20 protein-coding genes are annotated in these 18,924 nt (G+C 30.5%); 12 read left to right on the top strand and 8 right to left on the bottom strand.

Annotated features, from left to right (window positions below):
• The first annotated feature begins 2 nt into the window (after positions 1–2).
• The 6 genes from CLCY_RS06415 (at position 3) to CLCY_RS06390 (ending at position 7,426) form a co-directional block, all read left to right on the top strand.
• Entirely contained in the window at positions 3–2,489 is a 2,487-nt protein-coding gene (locus tag CLCY_RS06415) for a YfhO family protein (protein ID WP_048570295.1), read from the top strand.
• Between the two features lie 205 nt (positions 2,490–2,694).
• Positions 2,695–3,873 carry a cation:proton antiporter gene (locus tag CLCY_RS06410; protein ID WP_048570294.1) on the top strand — a complete coding sequence of 393 codons (1,179 nt, stop codon included), beginning with the start codon at positions 2,695–2,697 and terminating at the stop codon, positions 3,871–3,873.
• Positions 3,874–4,131: 258 nt separating this feature from the next.
• The gene (locus CLCY_RS06405) at positions 4,132–4,611 is read left to right on the top strand and encodes a sensor histidine kinase (protein WP_048570293.1); all 480 of its coding nucleotides are present in this window, start codon (positions 4,132–4,134) and stop codon (positions 4,609–4,611) included.
• Between the two features lie 204 nt (positions 4,612–4,815).
• Positions 4,816–4,971: a zinc-ribbon domain-containing protein gene (locus CLCY_RS06400; protein WP_048570292.1), complete on the top strand. Its 156-nt coding sequence runs from the start codon at positions 4,816–4,818 to the stop codon at positions 4,969–4,971.
• A gap of 149 nt (positions 4,972–5,120) precedes the next feature.
• The gene (locus tag CLCY_RS06395; RefSeq protein ID WP_048570291.1) at positions 5,121–5,366 is read left to right on the top strand and encodes a TIGR03905 family TSCPD domain-containing protein; all 246 of its coding nucleotides are present in this window, start codon (positions 5,121–5,123) and stop codon (positions 5,364–5,366) included.
• Between the two features lie 212 nt (positions 5,367–5,578).
• A complete protein-coding gene (locus CLCY_RS06390; RefSeq protein ID WP_048570290.1) occupies positions 5,579–7,426 on the top strand; it encodes a type IA DNA topoisomerase in 1,848 nt (615 codons plus the stop codon).
• 167 nt (positions 7,427–7,593) lie between these two features.
• Here CLCY_RS06390 and CLCY_RS06385 read toward each other — a convergent pair whose 3' ends face one another.
• Both CLCY_RS06385 and CLCY_RS06380 read right to left on the bottom strand, forming a co-directional pair.
• Positions 7,594–8,106, bottom strand: a complete 513-nt coding sequence (locus CLCY_RS06385) for a nitroreductase family protein (RefSeq protein ID WP_048570289.1) — start codon at positions 8,104–8,106, stop codon at positions 7,594–7,596.
• Positions 8,107–8,220: 114 nt separating this feature from the next.
• Positions 8,221–8,949: a tRNA 2-thiocytidine biosynthesis TtcA family protein gene (locus CLCY_RS06380; RefSeq protein ID WP_048570288.1), complete on the bottom strand. Its 729-nt coding sequence runs from the start codon at positions 8,947–8,949 to the stop codon at positions 8,221–8,223.
• 265 nt (positions 8,950–9,214) lie between these two features.
• Here CLCY_RS06380 and CLCY_RS06375 point away from each other — a divergent pair, with 265 nt between their 5' ends.
• The 3 genes from CLCY_RS06375 (at position 9,215) to CLCY_RS06365 (ending at position 11,316) form a co-directional block, all read left to right on the top strand.
• Complete coding sequence (locus CLCY_RS06375; protein WP_048570287.1) at positions 9,215–9,514, top strand: hypothetical protein; 300 nt, start codon at positions 9,215–9,217, stop codon at positions 9,512–9,514.
• A 144-nt stretch (positions 9,515–9,658) separates the two neighbouring features.
• Positions 9,659–10,303 carry a polyprenyl diphosphate synthase gene (gene uppS, locus CLCY_RS06370; protein ID WP_048570286.1) on the top strand — a complete coding sequence of 215 codons (645 nt, stop codon included), beginning with the start codon at positions 9,659–9,661 and terminating at the stop codon, positions 10,301–10,303.
• Positions 10,304–10,416: 113 nt separating this feature from the next.
• Positions 10,417–11,316: a patatin-like phospholipase family protein gene (locus CLCY_RS06365; RefSeq protein WP_048570285.1), complete on the top strand. Its 900-nt coding sequence runs from the start codon at positions 10,417–10,419 to the stop codon at positions 11,314–11,316.
• A gap of 97 nt (positions 11,317–11,413) precedes the next feature.
• Here the strand turns inward: CLCY_RS06365 and CLCY_RS06360 are convergent, their stop codons facing one another.
• On the bottom strand, positions 11,414–11,716 hold the full coding sequence (locus CLCY_RS06360) for an AzlD domain-containing protein (protein WP_048570284.1): 303 nt from the start codon (positions 11,714–11,716) through the stop codon (positions 11,414–11,416).
• Positions 11,709–12,434, bottom strand: a complete 726-nt coding sequence (locus tag CLCY_RS06355; protein WP_048570283.1) for an AzlC family ABC transporter permease — start codon at positions 12,432–12,434, stop codon at positions 11,709–11,711. The genes CLCY_RS06360 and CLCY_RS06355 overlap by 8 nt, the downstream gene beginning before the upstream one ends.
• A 229-nt stretch (positions 12,435–12,663) precedes the next feature.
• Between CLCY_RS06355 and CLCY_RS06350 the strand changes: the two genes are divergently transcribed.
• Complete coding sequence (locus CLCY_RS06350; RefSeq protein WP_048570282.1) at positions 12,664–13,428, top strand: hypothetical protein; 765 nt, start codon at positions 12,664–12,666, stop codon at positions 13,426–13,428.
• 57 nt (positions 13,429–13,485) lie between these two features.
• Here CLCY_RS06350 and CLCY_RS06345 read toward each other — a convergent pair whose 3' ends face one another.
• Positions 13,486–14,613, bottom strand: coding sequence for a hypothetical protein (locus tag CLCY_RS06345; RefSeq protein WP_048570281.1), 1,128 nt, complete (start codon positions 14,611–14,613; stop codon positions 13,486–13,488).
• 80 nt (positions 14,614–14,693) lie between these two features.
• A complete protein-coding gene (locus CLCY_RS06340; RefSeq protein WP_048570280.1) occupies positions 14,694–15,821 on the bottom strand; it encodes a hypothetical protein in 1,128 nt (375 codons plus the stop codon).
• Positions 15,822–16,167: 346 nt separating this feature from the next.
• Between CLCY_RS06340 and CLCY_RS06335 the strand changes: the two genes are divergently transcribed.
• Positions 16,168–16,476, top strand: a complete 309-nt coding sequence (locus CLCY_RS06335; RefSeq protein ID WP_048570279.1) for a hypothetical protein — start codon at positions 16,168–16,170, stop codon at positions 16,474–16,476.
• Between the two features lie 49 nt (positions 16,477–16,525).
• On the opposite strand, the gene CLCY_RS06330 is transcribed toward CLCY_RS06335, so the two are convergent.
• Positions 16,526–17,254: a lysophospholipid acyltransferase family protein gene (locus CLCY_RS06330; RefSeq protein WP_048570278.1), complete on the bottom strand. Its 729-nt coding sequence runs from the start codon at positions 17,252–17,254 to the stop codon at positions 16,526–16,528.
• A gap of 162 nt (positions 17,255–17,416) precedes the next feature.
• Between CLCY_RS06330 and CLCY_RS06325 the strand changes: the two genes are divergently transcribed.
• Positions 17,417–18,283 (top strand): 50S ribosomal protein L11 methyltransferase, encoded by an 867-nt coding sequence (locus tag CLCY_RS06325; RefSeq protein ID WP_048570277.1) that lies wholly within the window; start codon positions 17,417–17,419, stop codon positions 18,281–18,283.
• 78 nt (positions 18,284–18,361) lie between these two features.
• Here the strand turns inward: CLCY_RS06325 and CLCY_RS06320 are convergent, their stop codons facing one another.
• Positions 18,362–18,778 (bottom strand): universal stress protein, encoded by a 417-nt coding sequence (locus tag CLCY_RS06320; protein WP_048570276.1) that lies wholly within the window; start codon positions 18,776–18,778, stop codon positions 18,362–18,364.
• Positions 18,779–18,924: the final 146 nt, after the last annotated feature.

The raw sequence follows: 18,924 nt of genomic DNA, 5'->3' as shown, positions 1-18,924 counted from the left end.
GGATGAAGAAGTTTTTAAGGGATATAGTTATAAGCTTTACTATAGCATGTCTTAGTTTCTATGTTATTTATCTTATAAATGGACAGGTGCTATATAATGACCTTTATGCTCAAGGGCTTCCCTTTCTTGAGTACTTTAAGAATCAGTTTAATATAGGAGATCTTATATATAATTGGAATATGGGGCTTGGTGACTCATCATATGCATTTATAATATACTATCTGCTTAGTCCATTTAACCTATTACTTTTGTTATTTAGGAAGACAGATATGGTTGACCTACTCCCTATTTTTATGACTATAAAAATTACCTTTATAGTATATTTTGCATCTCTTTATTTCAAAAAAGTTTGCACAGAAAAATATAAATGGATAGGTGCTATTATATATCTTTCAAGCTATAACATAATCATGTATGGCTCTATTCATGTAATGTGGTTAGATACATTTGCTTTTCTTCCACTTGTTCTTCTAGGGATAGAGAAGGTTCTAAGGGGAAAAGGAAAAAAGCTATATATTATATCATTGTTTTTCTTAATAATAACTAACTATTATTTAGCAGCTTTGTTAGTGATTCATATTGCTCTGTATGGGATTATAAGATACATGGTGCTAGAGGGAAAAAGAGGGCTAGTAAAGTTTGTTAGTAGTATGATAGGCTATTCTACTGTCTCAGGATTACTTGCTGGGTTTGTGCTTATTCCAGCTATAGGATATATGTTAACCTCATCTAAGGATGTAAGTGCTCATCAAGACTTTACTAATAGTATTTCTAGACTTTTAGAAGTTTTTCTAGGTAACCACATAGGGGCTGAATACTCTTTAAGTAGTACCTATATAACACTTATTGGAATGCTATGTGTACCGGTATTTATCATATTCAATAAGGTGAAAAGAGAGTGCTTATATCTTATACCGATAGGACTATTACTACTTGCTGTGTTTAGTGATAGTGTTAATTATATATTTAATCTAGGCTATGAAGCATGTGGTGGTAATTATAGGTATAATATTCTACTTAACATATATATAGGGATTATTATTTGTAATGGACTTAAGTCATTAGTAAGGGGAAGTGTAAAGTTAATAATCAGCATATCTATACTTTCTATATCATACATAGTGATGCTACTAGTAAGACCTGAGTTTTTATCTATGAGCAGGGAAGTAGCTATTATAAATATTGGTTTTATTTTAGTATACTTAAGTCTTATTGTTATATTTAGTCTATCAGATAGAAGCTTTAAAATACTTAAGAAAGTAAATTTAGAAAACATAGTATTATCACTGCTAGCTATATTAATGGCATTTGAAGTGTTTTCCTATGGGTTTTATATAAATCAAAATAGAGACTTCAAATCAAATGATTATGCTAAGGATATAAAATCAATAGTTAAATATGCCGGTGAGAAATATGGGAAAAAAGGCAGAATTGAAATAAATGATAGTGGTGGAGTATATAACACATATTTATCTCAAGGTGTAGAGGGTGTAGAAGGATTTCACTCTCTTATGAAGTGGGGATATAGAGAAGCAGGAGAGGTATTTACTGATACTGCTTATATGAAGGTTATAAATAGATTAGGTGGACGGAACATCATAACTAGGTTTACAGGGGAGAAGTACTTTATATCACCATATAATTATTGTCCATATATAGGAAGTAAACTTGTAGAAAAGTATAAGAACTATTATATATTCTCAGTACCAAATCAAGAGATAAAATTCTTTGATAAAGTAGGAAGTACCTTACCAGCATCTATGATAGAAAAGGATGCGGTACTATATAATAGTGCGAGTATAGAGTATTCACCTCAGAATATGAAAGTATTTAATGAAGAGGATTTAATTATGGATGTTAGTAATACTTTAAAGGTTCTTAAAAACCTACATAGTTATCCACTTAATAACAAAGAGATAGAGATTAAGGATGATGGAGAATATTACTTGAAGCTAAATACATCACCACCTAATGAGTACACACCATTTAATATTTCTATGACTATAAATGATGTTAAGCTAGGAGATAGGTCCCATTTCTCAAAGTATATAGATTATAGCAAAAGGAAAAGTGAAATCTATATAGGGTATCTTAAATCGGGTGATAAATTAAAGTTAGATTTTAACCTAGGTAACAATCCTAAACTAGTTAAAATAGATAAGAATTATATTGAATCATCTACTAAAAATATGAATTCAATAAAGAAGCAAAGTTTGCAAAGAGGAAAAAATAGTCTTAAGGCAAGTTTTGAATTAAGCCAAAGGGGAATTGTAGTTTTTCCTGTTATATATGATTCATCATGGAAGATAAAGAGTAATGGCAAGGCTATAAAGCCAATTGTTGTAAATGAAGGATTCGTAGCATTTAACCTAGATAAAGGTAGCTATAACATTGAGATGAGATATATACCATATAGTATATATCTTGGATTCACTCTTTCTGTTATCACTCTTCTATGTATAATTATTAGTAAACATATAAGGAAGTAAACTATTATAATAACCAATTTAATTATTATATTTTATTGAATTAATGTTATCGTATTTATGAATCTTGGATATTAGTCATTGTATATGTATTAATACTCAGTTATAATTTTAATTAAATTTACTTATGCAAAACTAAAAGAGGGAGAGCAATTTAGAACGAGATTGCTCTACCCTTTTTTAAGTAAGGTATATGGGAGGTATTAACATGCATGGGATAACAGGGGTTATACTACAAATAGGAATTATCCTAGTTGTTGGTGAAATTCTAGGTGTAATAAGTCAAAAGCTTAAAATGCCTAAGGTACTTGGTTTTCTACTTTCAGGTATAGTTGTTGGACCAACACTATTTAATGTAGTTGAAGCAAGTGAGCCAATCAAAGTTATGGCTCAAGTAGGGGTAATATTTTTAATGTTTATGGCAGGTCTTGAAACTGATATTGAGAAGTTTAAAACCGCAGGACTTTCTTCGTTTATTATTGCTGTAGGTGGTATTATAGTTCCATTAGTTTTAGGTGCTGGGGTAACCTATATGTTTACTGGAAATATGACAGAAAGTATATTTGTTGGTGTTATACTAACTGCAACAAGCGTTGCAATATCAGTCCAAACCCTTAATGAGCTTGGGAAGCTTAATACAAGGGCAGGTATTAATATTATAGGGGCCGCAATCATAGATGATATTCTTGGAATTATTATTCTTTCAGTAGCTATTATGATAATTGCACCTGGTACAGGAGATGTATCTGGAGTTGTTGGTGTTTTAACTATAGTAGGTAAAATACTTGCATTTGTAATTATTTCAGCACTAGCACTTAAGTTCTTACCTAAAGTTATAGAAAAGCTTATGGAAAAGGGAGACAAGGATAAGAAAACAGAGACACTTATACTTGTAGTAGCAGGGATTACTATATTATTTTCAATATTTGTTGAACATTATCTTGGAATCGCAGCGATTACAGGAGCTTATGTTGCAGGACTTGTAATTGCACTAACTAAGTACAATCACAGATTTGAAGAGAAGTTCTCAAATGTTTCTATTTACTTAATGTCACCTATTTTCTTTAGTAGTATTGGACTTGCAATCGATCGTAAAATGCTTGGTGTAGATGTAATTATGCCAATCATTGCAATATCAATTGTTGCTATTTTAGGTAAAGTTATAGGATGTGGTCTATCAGCTAGAATGTATGGACTTGAAAGGGATGAATCCCTACAAATAGGAGTAGGTATGATATCACGTGGTGAAGTTGCAATAATAACTGCTACTATAGGGATTAGTAAAGGAATAATAACTCCTGAAATGTATCCAACTCTTTTAGTTGTTGTTATAGTAACTACAATAGTGACTCCACTACTTCTAAAAGTAGTATTTACTAAAAAGTAGAAAACAGTTTAAATAAGATTAAACTTGTTTTGATTTATATATTCAGTAGGAGGCTATCCGTTATGGTATTTGATATAATACTTTTAGGACAGCCTCCTTTGTTAAGTAATTTTACAAGTATAAATATATATTTACCTATATTTTACTACCATATTTTACTCTATAGTCATAGGATATATTATTAAGATTAAAATATCATAGAAGTTAAATTAGATATGATTCAAGGTTTAAATAAACTTAAAGGAGTAGGTGAGCAATATGCTTAAGCCAAAGGATGAAAATCTAAGGATTGATTATAAAAGGTTTAGTTTAAAGGATATTATTGAAGAAGTTGTTGAAGAATTTGGTAAGAAGATAAAAAGTAATAATATAGATTTAAAAATGGAGCTTGATGAGGAGTATACCCTAGGAATAAAAAGTGAAATAAGGGCAATAGTTGTTCATCTTGTAGATAATGCAGTTAGATATTCTAGGGATAAAAGAGTTTACCTAAAGCTATATGAAGAGGAAGATAGGGTAAAGTTTGAGATATTTAATAAGTGTAGACAAATACCTAAAAGCATTAGGGACAGGCTATTTGAACCATTCATAAAATACAATGATAAAAGTGAAGGGGTAGGGAGACTAGGTCTTGGACTTTTTGTTTGTAGGCAACTAGCAGAACTTAATAAAGCTATAATAAGCTTTGAGTATGGTAAAGATAGTATAAGATTTATATTATCCTTAGTTAAGGCATAATTAATGATAATTTTAAGGCATAATTCTATAGGCTTTGAAATTTTTATAATTAATATATAAACATCAATATATATACTTGCAAAATAAAATTGAATGTGTTATTATGATACAAGAATGAAAATAAAGATTTACTTTGGATCGGGAATTTCTCCATTTTAGAGAATTTTTAGTCAAGTTGAATCTTTTGAAATGGAGGAATATATAATGGCAGATAAGACACTAGTATGCAGAGATTGTGGTAATGATTTCGTATTCACTGAAGGTGAACAAGAATTCTACAGAGAAAAAGGATTCGATAACGAACCGACAAGATGTATCGATTGCAGAAGAGCTAAGAAGGCTCAACAAAACAGAAGATAATTAATTTTGTATATAAAAAGCTATAGGTTTTCCTATAGCTTTTTTTATTTATGCTTTACTTTAATGTAGAAAACATTGAAGCTTAGTATAATGTAATTTAAAATAAATATATATAACTATAATATAAATACAGACTAGGAGGACTTATTATGAACAGTTATAACACAAAAGGAGTATGCTCATCAAAAATTAACTTTGATGTAAAGGATGGAATTATAGAAAAGGTAGAATTTGAAAGAGGATGCAGTGGAAACCTACAGGGTATATCATCTCTTATTAGAGGAATGAAGGTAGAAGATGCAATATCAAGACTTAAGGGAATTGATTGCGGAGGAAGAGGAACATCTTGTCCAGATCAATTATCTAAGGCACTAGAAGAATATTTATCAAAATAATATAAACCTTAATATTGATTATTGTAGCTGTTGACGGAGGAGATTTGTCAGCAGCTATTTTTATGGATAAGCGCTGATGGGGAGTAGTGTGGTGCAATATGTGTTGTCCTTGGCTAAAACGACGAGAGCACTACTTACAGCACACATACATCAAACAACACGATACTTATGATATAATAGTTAAATAAAATTTAAACATTTAGGGTGATTATATGAACAAATTAATACTTGCAGAGAAACCCTCTGTAGCACGTAATATTGTAGAGGCACTAGGATGCAAGGGTAAGAAGGATGGATATTATGAAGGTAATGGCTATATCGTCACATGGGCATTTGGTCACCTTCTAACTCTTTGTGATTGTAAAGATTATAATGAAGAGCTTGCTAGATGGGATTTTAATAACTTTCCATATATACCAGATGAGTTTAAGTATAAGGTGAAGCCTAGCTCTAAAAATAGAAATATAGAGGATAGTGGGGCAAAAAAACAGCTTAATATTATAAAGTCATTAGTTAATAGAGAAGATGTTGTAGAGATTATAACCGCAACTGACTATGACAGAGAAGGAGAGCTTATAGCTTACCTTATTTTCACGTATCTTAAGATAAAAAAGCCTATTAAGAGAATACTAATAAATGAGTGGACTCCAAAGGAGATAATGAAGGGTCTTGAGAATCTTAAGACAAATGAAGAAATGAAACCTCTTCAAGATGCAGGAATAAGCCGTCAGTTAGCTGATTGGGTTATAGGTATTAACTTCACCTCCGTTGCAACTATGAAATATGCAAGAGGTAAGGGGAATCTTCTTAATATAGGAAGAGTTATTATGCCGACTCTTAAGATGATATATGATAGAGAAATGCAAATTAAAAACTTTAAGGTAGAGGAATACTATGCTTTAATAGGAACCTTTGTAGGAGAAGATGGAGAGTATACGGGAAGGTTCTTCCATGGAGATAAGGATAAGTTTAAAAGTAAGGAAAGTGTGGAGAAGCTAAAAAACGAAATTAAAGGAAAAGAAGCTATAGTTAAAGAAAAAACTATTGAAAATAAAAAAGAATTTCCTCCAAGTCTTTTTAATCTAAGTAACCTTCAAGGGTATGTAACAAGTAAAGCTAAGGGATTTACTGCTGATAAGGTTCTAAAGACTGCCCAAAGTCTATATGAGAAAAAGTATATAACATATCCTAGAACTGAAAGTACTGCTCTTGAGGAGAGTTTAAAGGATAAGGCAAGTAAGGTTCTAGATACTTTAAAGGCATCATTTGAATTTAAAGATGAAATAGTTTTCCAGGATACTAAGAAGGTTTTTAATAATGCTAAGGTTGAAAGTCACAGTGCAATCATTCCTACATATATAATTCCAAAGTCCTTAAGTGAAGATGAGAAAATAGTATATGAAGCTATTAAAAATAGATTTATATCTCAATTTATGCCTCCAGCAGAATTTGAAATTGCAGAGGTTATAACCTCAATTCAAGGGGATAACTATGAGAGATTATTTAGGTCAAAGGGAAAGATTCTTAAGGTAAAGGGTTGGCTTAAGTTATATAAAGAGGACAAGAAGGATGAATTGCTGCCTGACCTTAAGCTTAATGAGGTAGTTGAGGTAAAGTCCTTAAAGGTTGAATGTAAGAAGACAAAACCACCAGCGCATCATACGGAAAAAACCCTTCTTAAAGCTATGGAGACCTGTGGTAAGTCTACATCCACAAGTGACGAAGAGGAAAGAGATGAGAATATATTATATGGATATTCTATAGGTACAGCTGCAACAAGAGCAGAAACTATTAATAAGCTTAAAACAGCAAACTATATAACACAAAAGGGTAAGTCTCTTCTAATAACTGAAAAAGGTCAAAGGTTAATTGAAATATTCCCTATAAAAGCTTTAATGGATACTGATTATACAGGAAGGCTTGAGAAAAAACTTTATGATATGGAAAAGGGAAGTTTTAATAGGACTGAGTTTTTAGAGGAAATATATAAATTTACAAGAAGTAGTGTTCAAATGATGAAATCACATAGGGCAGACATTGTTTGGGATACTAGAAAGTAAAGCTTTGATTAACGGTGCTTTTATGGTTAAGTTACCTGTGATGTAAGTATTGTGTTTATAAGATAGTAGTGCCTTCATCTAAAGATACGAGAAGTTCAAGAAGAGGTTCTTATGGTTTTAGATGAAGACGCCACTACTTGTAATGAGGATTAATAATTATTCTCTATTTATTTGTATCTATCATAGCAAACAATTTCTTCTAACATCTTTCTCGGCCTTGTATTTGGCTTTTCAGCTGGATAACCAAGAGGTGTCATTGCTACTACTCTGACATTTTCGGGTATTCCAAGAATATCTTTAATCTGATCCTCGTAAAAACCCCCAATCCAGCAAGTACCAAGTCCAAGTTCTGAGGCCTCTAAAATCATATATGACATAGCAATAGATAAGTCAGTAGTATATGCAGGTTGGCCACAGGGCATTATAAATGATGATTCCGTAGCACATGCAACTATTATTACAGGTGCATCTACAACAAATTTACGCTCTCTAACCACAGGTAAAAGTCTTTGTCTTGTTTTTTCATCCTTAACAACAACAAACTTCCATTCCTGTCTATTCTTTGCACTTGGCGAAATCCTAGCTGCTTCTAGCACCCTTCTTAGTTTATCATCCTCTATAGGTGTGTTTAGATATAATCTAATACTTCTTCTTTCTCTTAAAGCTTTTAACACTTCCATTTTTCACTCCATAAACTTACTAAAATTCATCTATATTTAAATTATATTTTAAAAGAAGTTAATAAGTTACAAAAGGTTGATTTACGAAGAAGAAGTCATTGAAAAACATTATAATTAGTGTTTCTTTATCTTTTCCTTATCCCATATAAAAAGCTGATCTGAGTTTGTTAGTGAGCCAAATAGATTCTTTTTAATTGATGGAATGTCTTTTCCAAGCATCTTTATAGTATTTTTTATATCTTCTCTTTTAGTATGTCCATTAGCAGGGCATGGATTTTCAATTATAGGTAGGGAGTTATCTCTACAGAACTTTCTTGTTTGATATTCCTCAAGATAGATCATAGGGCGAATAAGGGTGATATCTGCCTTTTCTAGCCTTGTTTTCGGTGAAAAACAGCTAACTCTACCTTCATAAAACATAGAAAGTAGAAGTGTCTCTATGGCATCATCCTTATGGTGACCAAGTGCAATTTTATTACAGTTAAATTTTTTAGCATAATCATTTAATGCTCCACGTCTAAGTTTTGCACATAGTGAACATGGATTTTTTTCTTTTCTAATATCAAAAACTATCTCCTTTATATCTGTAGGTATTTCATGGAACTCTACATCAATACTTTTACAAAAATCATGTAAAGGGGAAAAATCTGCCCCTGAGCCAGGATTTAATGTTATAGCTATTAAATCAAATTTTTCAGGTGAAAAGTTTTTATATTCTCTCAAAAGTCTAAGAAGAGTTAGACTATCTTTTCCACCTGACAGTCCAACTGCAATTTTATCTCCTGACTGTATAAGTGCATAATCATTTATAGCTTGCCTAAGCTTACTTAAAAGTTTTTGCATTTGATGTCTCCTTTTCTTTTATAATGTTATGTTTTGTTTATTAATATAATAGCATTAACTATTGATAAAACAAGATTTAAATATAAGGGATAAGATTCTAAAAAATGTGCTAAATTCAAGGGATTAATTAATGTATATATAGATAAATTGTGAGTAGAGGGGAATAATAATATTGTCTTAAATGAGAAATTAATTAATTTATATCAAAATAAGATTTAAATCATGATTATAGCTCAAGATATAACAGAAAGGACTGGTAGATTTTATGTCAAATAACAGAGTGAAATTTTATGAAGAACTTGCTAAGAGAGGAAAAGGAGAAATATTTGTAGTATCTGAATTAAAGGTATTATCAAATAATAAACCTGAAGTAGTAGAAGAATTTATAGGCGCTAGTTATGATAAAAGTATTGCAGCAAACATTTTAAGTGATGCTACTAAATATGCAACTGAGAATTATAAACCTGTTGATGTTAAAAAGGAAGGAAGTAAAACTACTTTTGTTCTTGATGGAGAACATTATGACAGAATAGAATATTCAATTCATAATGTAGAAGTACACTAATTGAATTTATGCATTTAAATATTACTACAGTGGTGCAGATAGCTACACTACTGTAGTTTCTTTAAGTTTAACTAAAAATCTTACTATAAATAAGAATAGAGTGTATAGGTATTGGCTATAATCACATTTAAAGAGGTGATAAATATGAGAATACCTTCACATATAGGGATCATTCCAGATGGCAATAGACGATGGGCTACTAATCAAGGATATACAAAGGATAAAGGATATGAACATGGATTAGACCCAGGAATAAGAGCATATAGGAGCTGTAGAGATGCAGGTGTTAAAGAGGTTACCTTTTATGGCTTTACAACGGATAATACAAGAAGACCTGCTTCCCAGAAAGAGGCTTTTATTAAGGCATGTGTTGAGGCTACACGTATGCTTGTAGAAGAAGGTGCACATGTTTTAGTAGTTGGCAATACATCTACTCCTTTATTTCCTAAGGAGCTTATGGATTACACTAAAAGACATAAGGGGAAAGAGGGAGAGATAAGAGCTAATATACTCGTTAATTATGGTTGGTACTGGGACTTAACTAATATTGCGGGAAAAGAAGCAGTTAATAAGAATAACATTCATGGTGCTATTCAATCTAGTGATGTATCGAGACTTGACCTTATTATTAGGTGGGGTGGAAGGAGAAGGCTAAGTGGATTTTTACCTGTTCAATCTATTTACGCTGACTTTTTTGTTTTAGATGAATATTGGCCTGACTTTACTGAGGAACATGTAAGGAGGGCTATTGAATGGTACAATACTCAGGATATAACCCTAGGAGGCTAACTTTTAGGGTTATATATGATTCTACAAAAACCATAACTATATAGCTAGTAATAAAGAATTAATCACTTTAACTTATCATATAAATTATTATATAAAAATGTTAAGGTGATAAAATGAAAGTTAACCTAGTTCTTGAAGGCGGAGGAGTTCTAGGAGTTACTTATATAGGAGCTTATAAGGCATTGTTAGAAGAAGATATTAAAGTTAAAAGATGTGCAGGCACATCTATAGGATCTCTCATGGCCTCTCTTATTATAGCTGGGTATACTCCAAGTGAAATGGAAAATATATTTTTTGGAGAAGAATTTAATAGATTTTTAAAGTCCACTGGACTCGGGAATAAGATACCACCATATAGGGCACTTAATATATTCCTACAAAAAGGTGTATTTAATAATATAATTATAGAAAAATTTGTAGAGGAACTTTTAAAGAGAAAGGGTATAAGTACATTTAAGGATGTAGAGAGTAAAGGAAAAAAGAGTCTTATAGTTATAGCTGCTGATGTTACAAATAGAAGGCTTGTTATTATGCCAGATGATCTTCCACGCTATGGAATCAATCCAGATAACTTTAAGATAGCCAAGGCTGTTAGTATGAGTTGTGCAATTCCCCTGTTTTTTACACCTACTATTTTAGGTGATGGGGATAGTTTAAGCTTTATAGTAGATGGAGGACTTTTGAGCAATTTTCCTATTTGGGTATTTGATGTAGAAAATGAAGAAAGAAATTTAACATATGCTATTAAAATAGATGAAAAGCCAAGTTATACATCACAGGGTAGGCATGATATATTTTCTTATGCTATAGATGTTTTGAATACACCACTTAACGATAATAGAATTGTTTATGTTCGAGACAAGGACAAGCTTAAGATTATATCCATTGAAAATGATCAATTAATAAAATCCACAGAGTTTTATAAGTTGAATGAGTTTAAAGACCATTTATACTCTTTAGGATATAACTCTGTTAAGGAATATTTTAATCTTAATAGATTAAATGATTTTTAAAAGAGAGGTTAGTATAGTGTAATTTATACTAACCTCTCTTTTATGCATATCTAACTTGCATTTAAAAGTATGTTTCATTCAGGTATTCTGTTTATAATTAAATAAAAAGTCCACATATATAAACAAAGACAACTGTAAATATTGAGGTTTTTAGTAGTCCTTGATTTAAGAATGCTAGTACTAATGCAGCAAATGTTCCGATGACTGCGATTGTCACATTACCAGTTGAATATATTATGGAAGGAAAGCACATTGCTCCTAGTACAGCATATGGCATATAAAATAAAAAGGATTGAAGAAATTTTGATTCAATATCTTTTTTCATGAAAAGTAGCGGAATAACTCTAGGCAAGTATGATACAAATGCCATAATTAATACTGAAATAATAATTCTATCCATTTATGTATTCCTCCATTGGTAAGAATTTTGCTCCTATAGCACATGATATTACCGTAGCAATAATAATAACAAATCCAGTGGAAACCTTATTTAAAATAGGTAGGTAAAAAAATAAGCAGCTAATAGTAGCGGCAATTAATATAATTACAAGTATGGCTCTGAATTTTCTTGCTGGAGGTATAATTATTGCAAGGAACATAGCATATAAAGCTATTCCCATAGCATCTTGCATACTACTTGATAAGAAGCTAGATGAGATAGCTCCACATAGTGTTCCTATGAACCAAGCTATAAAGGGACCTATCATTATACCCATAGCATGATTAAATGAGACCTTTTTATCCTCTAATGCCATTAGGGCATATGTTTCATCTGTAATAGTAAATGCCATAGTAAGTTTCTTTACTATAGGCACTTTTACAATCTTTTGTGAAAGTGAGAAACTCATTAGCATATACCTAAGATTAATTAAAAAAACAGTTACTCCTATTTCTATAAAAGATGCTCCTGTAACTATAAGATTAGTACCTGCAAATTGTCCAGCTGAAGTATAGTTTGTTAATGATATAAATGTTGCAATTAAAGGACTAAGACCAAGGTTACTTGCCATAACTCCAAAGGTGAAACTAACGGGAAAGTATCCAAGGGAAATTGGAAGTGATTTTTTTAATCCATTTATAAAATCATTTTTTTTAATGTTAAATGAAAAACTTTTCATTGAGACCTCCTTAAACTGTAATTTTATATAAACAGACATCTTAAAGCATAGGGAATTTAGGTCCACTAATAATTATACAACTTTTAAATTGTTTATCAAATTTCTAAAGAACCTATTCTCATAGTATTGGTAAGAGTTAAAGGCTAAATGTAAAATAACTTTATAAATGAAATATATTTTTGCAATGTTGCATATATATTTTTGTAGTTAGTATTTTAAAGGAGAAAAGATGGAAAACCAACTAGAGATAATTGATAACCTACAAAAGATACTTCCTAGTGGAGCTAAAATTTTAAAAATTGAAGATTATTATAGTACACCAGCAATTATTGTAGCGGATTTAGATAAAGACGGGGTTGTAGAAATATGTGTAGGATATAAACTAGGTAATAATATATATGTGGCTATTTTAAAATATACAAGTAAAGGGTGGACAATAGTTGATACAATTAAAGGAGAGGGGATAGGACTAAGTGATATGCTTGCAGTTGCAGCTGAAACTCCTTCAGTGAATAATTTAGTGATAGGATGGAAGCTTACTAAGGACAGGTCAAAACTTTCAATATATAAGTTTTTACAGAACAAAGTTGTAAACATATTAAATCAAGACGTTTATTATAATAAACTTGAAGTAGAGGATATGGAAGTTAAGGGTGTTCGAGATGGAATATATGAATTTGCATTATGGAATCATGATAAGCTAGATGCATATAATATAAATGTTTATAGGCTTAAAAACGGCAAACTTGAAATATACAAAGATGCATATAGGGGATACTTTAAAGGAATAGTAAATTATTATCTAGATCTAATAGATAATCAAGGGGCAAATCCTATTTACCTTTATCATTTAGCAAATGCAGAGGCGAATTCAGGAAGATATAATGATGCTGTTAATACACTTAATGCACTGCTTGACAGTGGAAATCCATATCCTTCTAGAGAAGAAGTATTAAAGCTTAAGAGTAACTATGAAAAATATAAAAGTGCTTAAAAAGCCAAGGTCAGAATTTATGACCTTGGCTTTTGTTATAAGTAAATTGAAAATATATTATTCATACTTTATATTGGATATTATATTTGGAACATCTCTCATCATTTTATCAAATTCATTTTTAATTTCGCTGGTAAGTTCAACCTCAGATGAAAGGTTTTTAGCTAAAGAATATACAAGAGTATGTCCATTATACTCCCCGATATATACATAGTTTCGGTTCTTATCTACATAATTCTTATCATACCCTTTTTTCAGCATGTGAATAGAAAAAATCCTTTGATAGGATTTATTCCCTGCCTTTAGGTTGAAAGTAACAGAATCCTTAATATTATCAGACCAAGTTGCACTATCAATGCCACATTTACCTACCCAATGTTCAGGAAGTGATAATGTAATTCCCATAATCTCATTGTGATATGTAGGTGATTCAATAGCTTCTTGAGGGTATTTTAAAACTTTACTTGTAAAGTTTTCAAGTTCTGCTTTAGAACTAAGTCTTTTAGCAGGTATGTTATATTTATATAATTCATATACCTTTTTTTGTTTTTTTAATGTAGGGCCAGAGGTTTTCATAATAAATCCAATCCCTTTAGCAGAATATATTGTCTCATATAGCTTAGAGGAATTATCAAGCTCAGTTTCAACTGTTATTTCAATACAATCATTAAACTTGCCTGCAGGAGTGCTAATAGTAAGATTTACACCTGTTAAATATGCAGTTGAGTGTTTAGATATTTTCCATTTAGGAAGGTTGTATATATATCTAAGGTCAGATGAAAGATCTACATCTCCTCCTGTTTTGGTTATATTTTCTGTTAAGTTTTTTGAAATTTTAACGGATTTATAGGATTCTAAAGAGCCCTCTTTTCTTCCTTCATAGTTATAAACATATACCATATTCTTTGTTTTTGAATCTTTTTCTTCAGACCCTGGAAATGGTTTTACTAGTTGTTTAGTAAAATAAGATACACCATATTTGTCAGGGGCAAGAATGTATGTTAGTACACTTCCAGGTCTGCCAAGAAAGTGTTCTCCTATTTTTAACTTTGAAGCTTCATCTTTACTAACTGGATTCGGTACATAGTTACTTCTGTAGCAGTAAGTGAAAAGTGTAACTAATATAAGTAGTACAAGTGCGATAACAGCCATTAATTTATGTTTTGATTTAAAGACCTTTACCATAACTTAATCTCCTAAAGTAAATATTTTAATTATTCATAAACTTATATTATAATACAAGCTTATGAATAATTGTAGATAAACTAGTCATATTTTATGTCTTTTATAATGTTTGGAACATCACTTAACATTTTATCAACTTGCTCTTTAAACTTAGTAGTAAATGCAGTTTCAGATGATAAGCTTTTAGCTAAAGAGTATACAAGGGTATGTCCATTATGTTCCCCTATATATACGTATTTTGGGTTTTTATCTACGTAACTTTTTCCATAACCCTTTTTAAGCATATGAATAGAAAAAATCCTTTGATGAGATTTATTTCCCATATTAAGATGGAAGTTAATAGTTTCCTCTATATTATCTGCCCATACTGTACGATTGGTAGCATATTTGCCATTCCAATGTTCTGGTATTCTTAATGTAATTCCCATTATATTATTATGGTACGTACTTGAATCCTTAGGTAGGGCCAAGGCCTTAAAAGCCTTATTTAAGAAAGGGCCTAATTCCTGTGGAGATATTAGCGATTTATCCGGAATATTATAACTATAAAGTTCAAACACCTTTTTTTGTTTCTTTAAATTAGGACCTGACTTTTTCATAATGAATCCAATATTAGGTGCTGAGTATATAGTTGTGTATACTTTAGAGCCATTATCTAAGGTTTCTACACTAGTAATCTCTATACAATTTTCGAAATTACCCCCAATAGTATTAACTGTAAGGTTTATGCCTGTTAAATAAGTAGTAGTATTTTTACTTTTTTTCCACTTTGGAGTGTTATGTATAAATTTTTCAGTAGAACCAAAGTCGTCCCTATCGTCGCTTGTAGTAACATTCTCTATAGAGTTGTTTTGAAATTTAAATGTTTTATATGATGTAATAGCACCTTCTTTTTTTCCTTCATAGTTATAAAGTGCTAACATATCAACTGGGTTAGAGTTTTTTTCACTTGAACTAGGAAAGGACTTTATTAACTGTTTAGTAAAATGTGATACACCAAAGGAATCCTTTGCAGTAATATATGTTAATAGTGTTCCAGGTCTACGTGGAAAGTGATCAATAACTTTATATTTTAATGCCTCTTCTTTACTAACGGGAATAGGCAGATAATGACTTATATAATAATATATAAAAACTGAAGTTATTAGTAATAATATAAGTGTAATAGTAGCTATGAGTTTATACTTGGATTTAAAGCCTTTGAGCATGATTTAATCTCCTAAAGTAAATGTTTTAATTCTACATAATATTTTATATTATAATATAAAATAGCAGTCAGTAAAATATAAAAATAGGTAATATTTTGAAAAGTAATTATAAAAATCTCTATAATTAGCGAAATATAGCGATATGAATTTTATATATATTTCGATATTTATAGAGATTTTTATACTTTGCTATAAGAAGATACTTTTATAGGGTAGATTATCTCCTATATAAGAATCTCTAAGAATTAAAACTACACATGATTCAAGAATTCTGTTTATACTGGTGATAAAATAATATATACTAAGTATTGAAAGTAATAACTTAGATAAGTAGGAAGGTGAAAAGATGGGAAGAAAAAATGCAAGAAATAGTGAGGTTCTCAAAGCTTCAAAGGATAGAACATCACCTAAGATATATGATTTATTACTTAAGCTTGTTAATTCAGAAAGGGAAGACCTTGCAGAAATAGTATTAAAAATAGACTATTTATTTGAATATGCATCAATATGTGTAAAGCAAAGAGATTATAGAGAAGCTAAAAATACACTTAATAAAGCCAAGGAAAGAATGGATAAAATAAAGTCAGAGGAAAGTAGTATTGATATTAGCTGTTTAGAGTATCTTTATGAAGGGATAATAAAGAAAGTAAAATAAGAGAGGCGAGGAAATAAAAAATTGAATTTCCTCGCTTTTATTATTGCGTTTAATTTAATTTGCTAGCGATAATAGCTTTGACTTTATCAGGAAGCATATCCTCTTCTTCCTTAGTTAAGCCCTTTGTTTCAATAGGTGTATGTATGTACATTTCAACCTCGGAAGGCTTTATTTTATTACCATTAGCCTCCATTAATTTGTATGAGCCATTAATAGTAATAGGAACAATTTTCACCTTAGACTTTGTAGCTAGCTTAAAGCTCCCGGCTTTAAATTCCCCCATAGTATTACAGCAGCTTCTAGTTCCTTCAGGGAATATTACCATTGATCGTCCCCTTTTAAGAAGTTTAGTAGTTTCAGCTATAGCCTCAGCTGATTTTCTAATACTACTTCTATCCATAAATACACAGTCGATATTCTCCATCCACTTATTTAAAATCGGAATTTGTCCAAGTTCTAGCTTGGCAACAAATCCTTTATGTGTATTTATAAATCCTAGAAGTAATGGAATATCAAAGTTACTTTGATGATTGCTCATAAATAGAACAGATTCACCTTCAGGAATATTGTCCTCACCATATACTTTAATAGTTGCTCCAGCGGATTTAAGCCTATTTTTAGCCCAGTTAGTAACAAAATCATAAACAAAATCTTCTCTTTTTTTCTTATCATCTTCAGTTTTATTATTTTTATCGTATTTTTTTACCTTTAGCATAGATGGAATAGTACCTACTAAACTTAATGCAAAATTAGAATACCAAAGAATAGATCTAAACATTTTATACCCTCCATAACGTAAAATACTATCATTATTCATTATATTACAAAGATAGAGTTACTAAAAGTGGCTTATGGTATAATATATTGATTAAACATGAATTAAGTATACAAAGAGTGTATATCTAAATATTAGAAAATTTAAAGAAAGGTAGATTAAATTATGTATAAAATAAGTTTTAAATATGATTTAAGTAAAGTTGATGAAGGAATAGAAAAGTTAAATATTGAAGAAATTTATAATGTGTTTTATACTCCACCCTTTGAGGTTATTACTACAGATTATGGGTATGAATATGAAGAAATTAGTAATAACGAAAAAATAGATGTTAATGTTGTTATTGAAGAAGATGATGATGATGAGCTATTAAGAGTAACTGAAATCATAAAAAGAGTTTTAGGCTTTACTGATGATGAACTAAATGTAGAGAGAATAGAGAATAACTTCGAATATAACTTTGAAGGGATAGATTTAGGTAATGGCTGGATTCTATGTGATCCATCATATGAAACAGATCTTAGAAGGATAAATTTTGTTCCTCAAGGGGCATTTGGGACAGGTGAACATGAAACAACACAGGTTTGTTTAAGATGGATATTAGATAAGAATCTTAATGGTAAAAAGGTAATAGATATAGGAACAGGTTCAGGTGTACTTTCAATTGCAGCAGGAATTAAAGGAGCAGAAAGTATTACAGCTCTTGATATTAGAGATATTAAAGAGGAAGTGGATTTTAATGCCTCACTTAACGGAGTTAGTAATATAAATGTTATTGTAGGAAATGTTTTAGAGGATAATACACTTATAGATGATACCTTTGACTTAACAATCATAAATATAGGTGGAGAAGAAACTGAAATGTTTATGGAGTTTATAGATAAGGTTACTAATAAGGATGGAGAGTTGATTGTATCAGGACTTTTTATAAGAAGTTTTGAAAAGGTTATAGAAATAGTAGAGAAGTTCGGATTTATATTAACCAAAGGTATAAAGGGAGAAGAGTGGTGTACTGCAGTTTTTAAAAGGTAATATAGAATATATTTTAAAATGAAATTTATAAATGCACATAACTAGAGATAATCTAATTATGTGCATTATTTTATTATCCTATGGAATTACCATTACAGGTATATCTGCTTTTTTAACTATCTTAGAAGTAACAGAACCAAGAATATACTTATCAACTAGTCCTGAACCTGTTTTTGTCATTATAATAAGGTCTATATTCTTCTCGCTTGAGGTATTAAAGATTTCCTTAGAAGCTGATCCAAGGATAGAAATCTTTTCAACAGTATAGCCTGGAAGTAGACCTTCAGCTCTATCAAGTAATGAATTACTTAAAGTTGTTACTGCATCCATAAACTCTGCACTTACATAGTCTACAGCTGCTACGTTAAAGTCATCAATTACATGTAATAAAACAACTTGAACCTCTTCCTTTCTGAAAAGAAGTTTTAACTGCTCAATTGATTTAAGTGTTTTTTCAGATTTGTCTATTGGAACAAGAACTCTTTTAACTGTCATATGAATTCCCCCTTAAGTATATAAGATTTAGTTCTAATATTTCATTTTGTAGAACTGATAATGATTGTATTATAACATGGGGTGACAAAGATTAACAAGATATTTGTTAGAAAACTCTGAAAATAAAAATAATACTTAAAATAAAT

The sequence above is a fragment of the Clostridium cylindrosporum DSM 605 genome (genome assembly GCF_001047375.1).
GTDB classification, from domain to species: Bacteria; Bacillota; Clostridia; order Clostridiales; family Caloramatoraceae; genus Clostridium_AB; species Clostridium_AB cylindrosporum.
This window is presented reverse-complemented; position numbering and strand designations above follow the sequence as displayed.

Coding starts and splice junctions, on each gene's coding strand:
- CLCY_RS06360 (WP_048570284.1), bottom strand. CDS start 11,716: ATGGATAGAATTATTATTTCAGTATTAATTATGGCATTTGTATCATAC.
- CLCY_RS06385 (WP_048570289.1), bottom strand. CDS start 8,106: ATGGAAGTGTTAAAAGCTTTAAGAGAAAGAAGAAGTATTAGATTATAT.
- CLCY_RS06400 (WP_048570292.1), top strand. CDS start 4,816: ATGGCAGATAAGACACTAGTATGCAGAGATTGTGGTAATGATTTCGTA.
- uppS (WP_048570286.1), top strand. CDS start 9,659: ATGAGAATACCTTCACATATAGGGATCATTCCAGATGGCAATAGACGA.
- CLCY_RS06395 (WP_048570291.1), top strand. CDS start 5,121: ATGAACAGTTATAACACAAAAGGAGTATGCTCATCAAAAATTAACTTT.
- CLCY_RS06320 (WP_048570276.1), bottom strand. CDS start 18,778: ATGACAGTTAAAAGAGTTCTTGTTCCAATAGACAAATCTGAAAAAACA.
- CLCY_RS06340 (WP_048570280.1), bottom strand. CDS start 15,821: ATGCTCAAAGGCTTTAAATCCAAGTATAAACTCATAGCTACTATTACA.
- CLCY_RS06325 (WP_048570277.1), top strand. CDS start 17,417: ATGTATAAAATAAGTTTTAAATATGATTTAAGTAAAGTTGATGAAGGA.
- CLCY_RS06355 (WP_048570283.1), bottom strand. CDS start 12,434: ATGAAAAGTTTTTCATTTAACATTAAAAAAAATGATTTTATAAATGGA.
- CLCY_RS06375 (WP_048570287.1), top strand. CDS start 9,215: ATGTCAAATAACAGAGTGAAATTTTATGAAGAACTTGCTAAGAGAGGA.
- CLCY_RS06415 (WP_048570295.1), top strand. CDS start 3: ATGAAGAAGTTTTTAAGGGATATAGTTATAAGCTTTACTATAGCATGT.
- CLCY_RS06365 (WP_048570285.1), top strand. CDS start 10,417: ATGAAAGTTAACCTAGTTCTTGAAGGCGGAGGAGTTCTAGGAGTTACT.
- CLCY_RS06335 (WP_048570279.1), top strand. CDS start 16,168: ATGGGAAGAAAAAATGCAAGAAATAGTGAGGTTCTCAAAGCTTCAAAG.
- CLCY_RS06410 (WP_048570294.1), top strand. CDS start 2,695: ATGCATGGGATAACAGGGGTTATACTACAAATAGGAATTATCCTAGTT.
- CLCY_RS06345 (WP_048570281.1), bottom strand. CDS start 14,613: ATGGTAAAGGTCTTTAAATCAAAACATAAATTAATGGCTGTTATCGCA.
- CLCY_RS06390 (WP_048570290.1), top strand. CDS start 5,579: ATGAACAAATTAATACTTGCAGAGAAACCCTCTGTAGCACGTAATATT.
- CLCY_RS06330 (WP_048570278.1), bottom strand. CDS start 17,254: ATGTTTAGATCTATTCTTTGGTATTCTAATTTTGCATTAAGTTTAGTA.
- CLCY_RS06350 (WP_048570282.1), top strand. CDS start 12,664: ATGGAAAACCAACTAGAGATAATTGATAACCTACAAAAGATACTTCCT.
- CLCY_RS06380 (WP_048570288.1), bottom strand. CDS start 8,949: ATGCAAAAACTTTTAAGTAAGCTTAGGCAAGCTATAAATGATTATGCA.
- CLCY_RS06405 (WP_048570293.1), top strand. CDS start 4,132: ATGCTTAAGCCAAAGGATGAAAATCTAAGGATTGATTATAAAAGGTTT.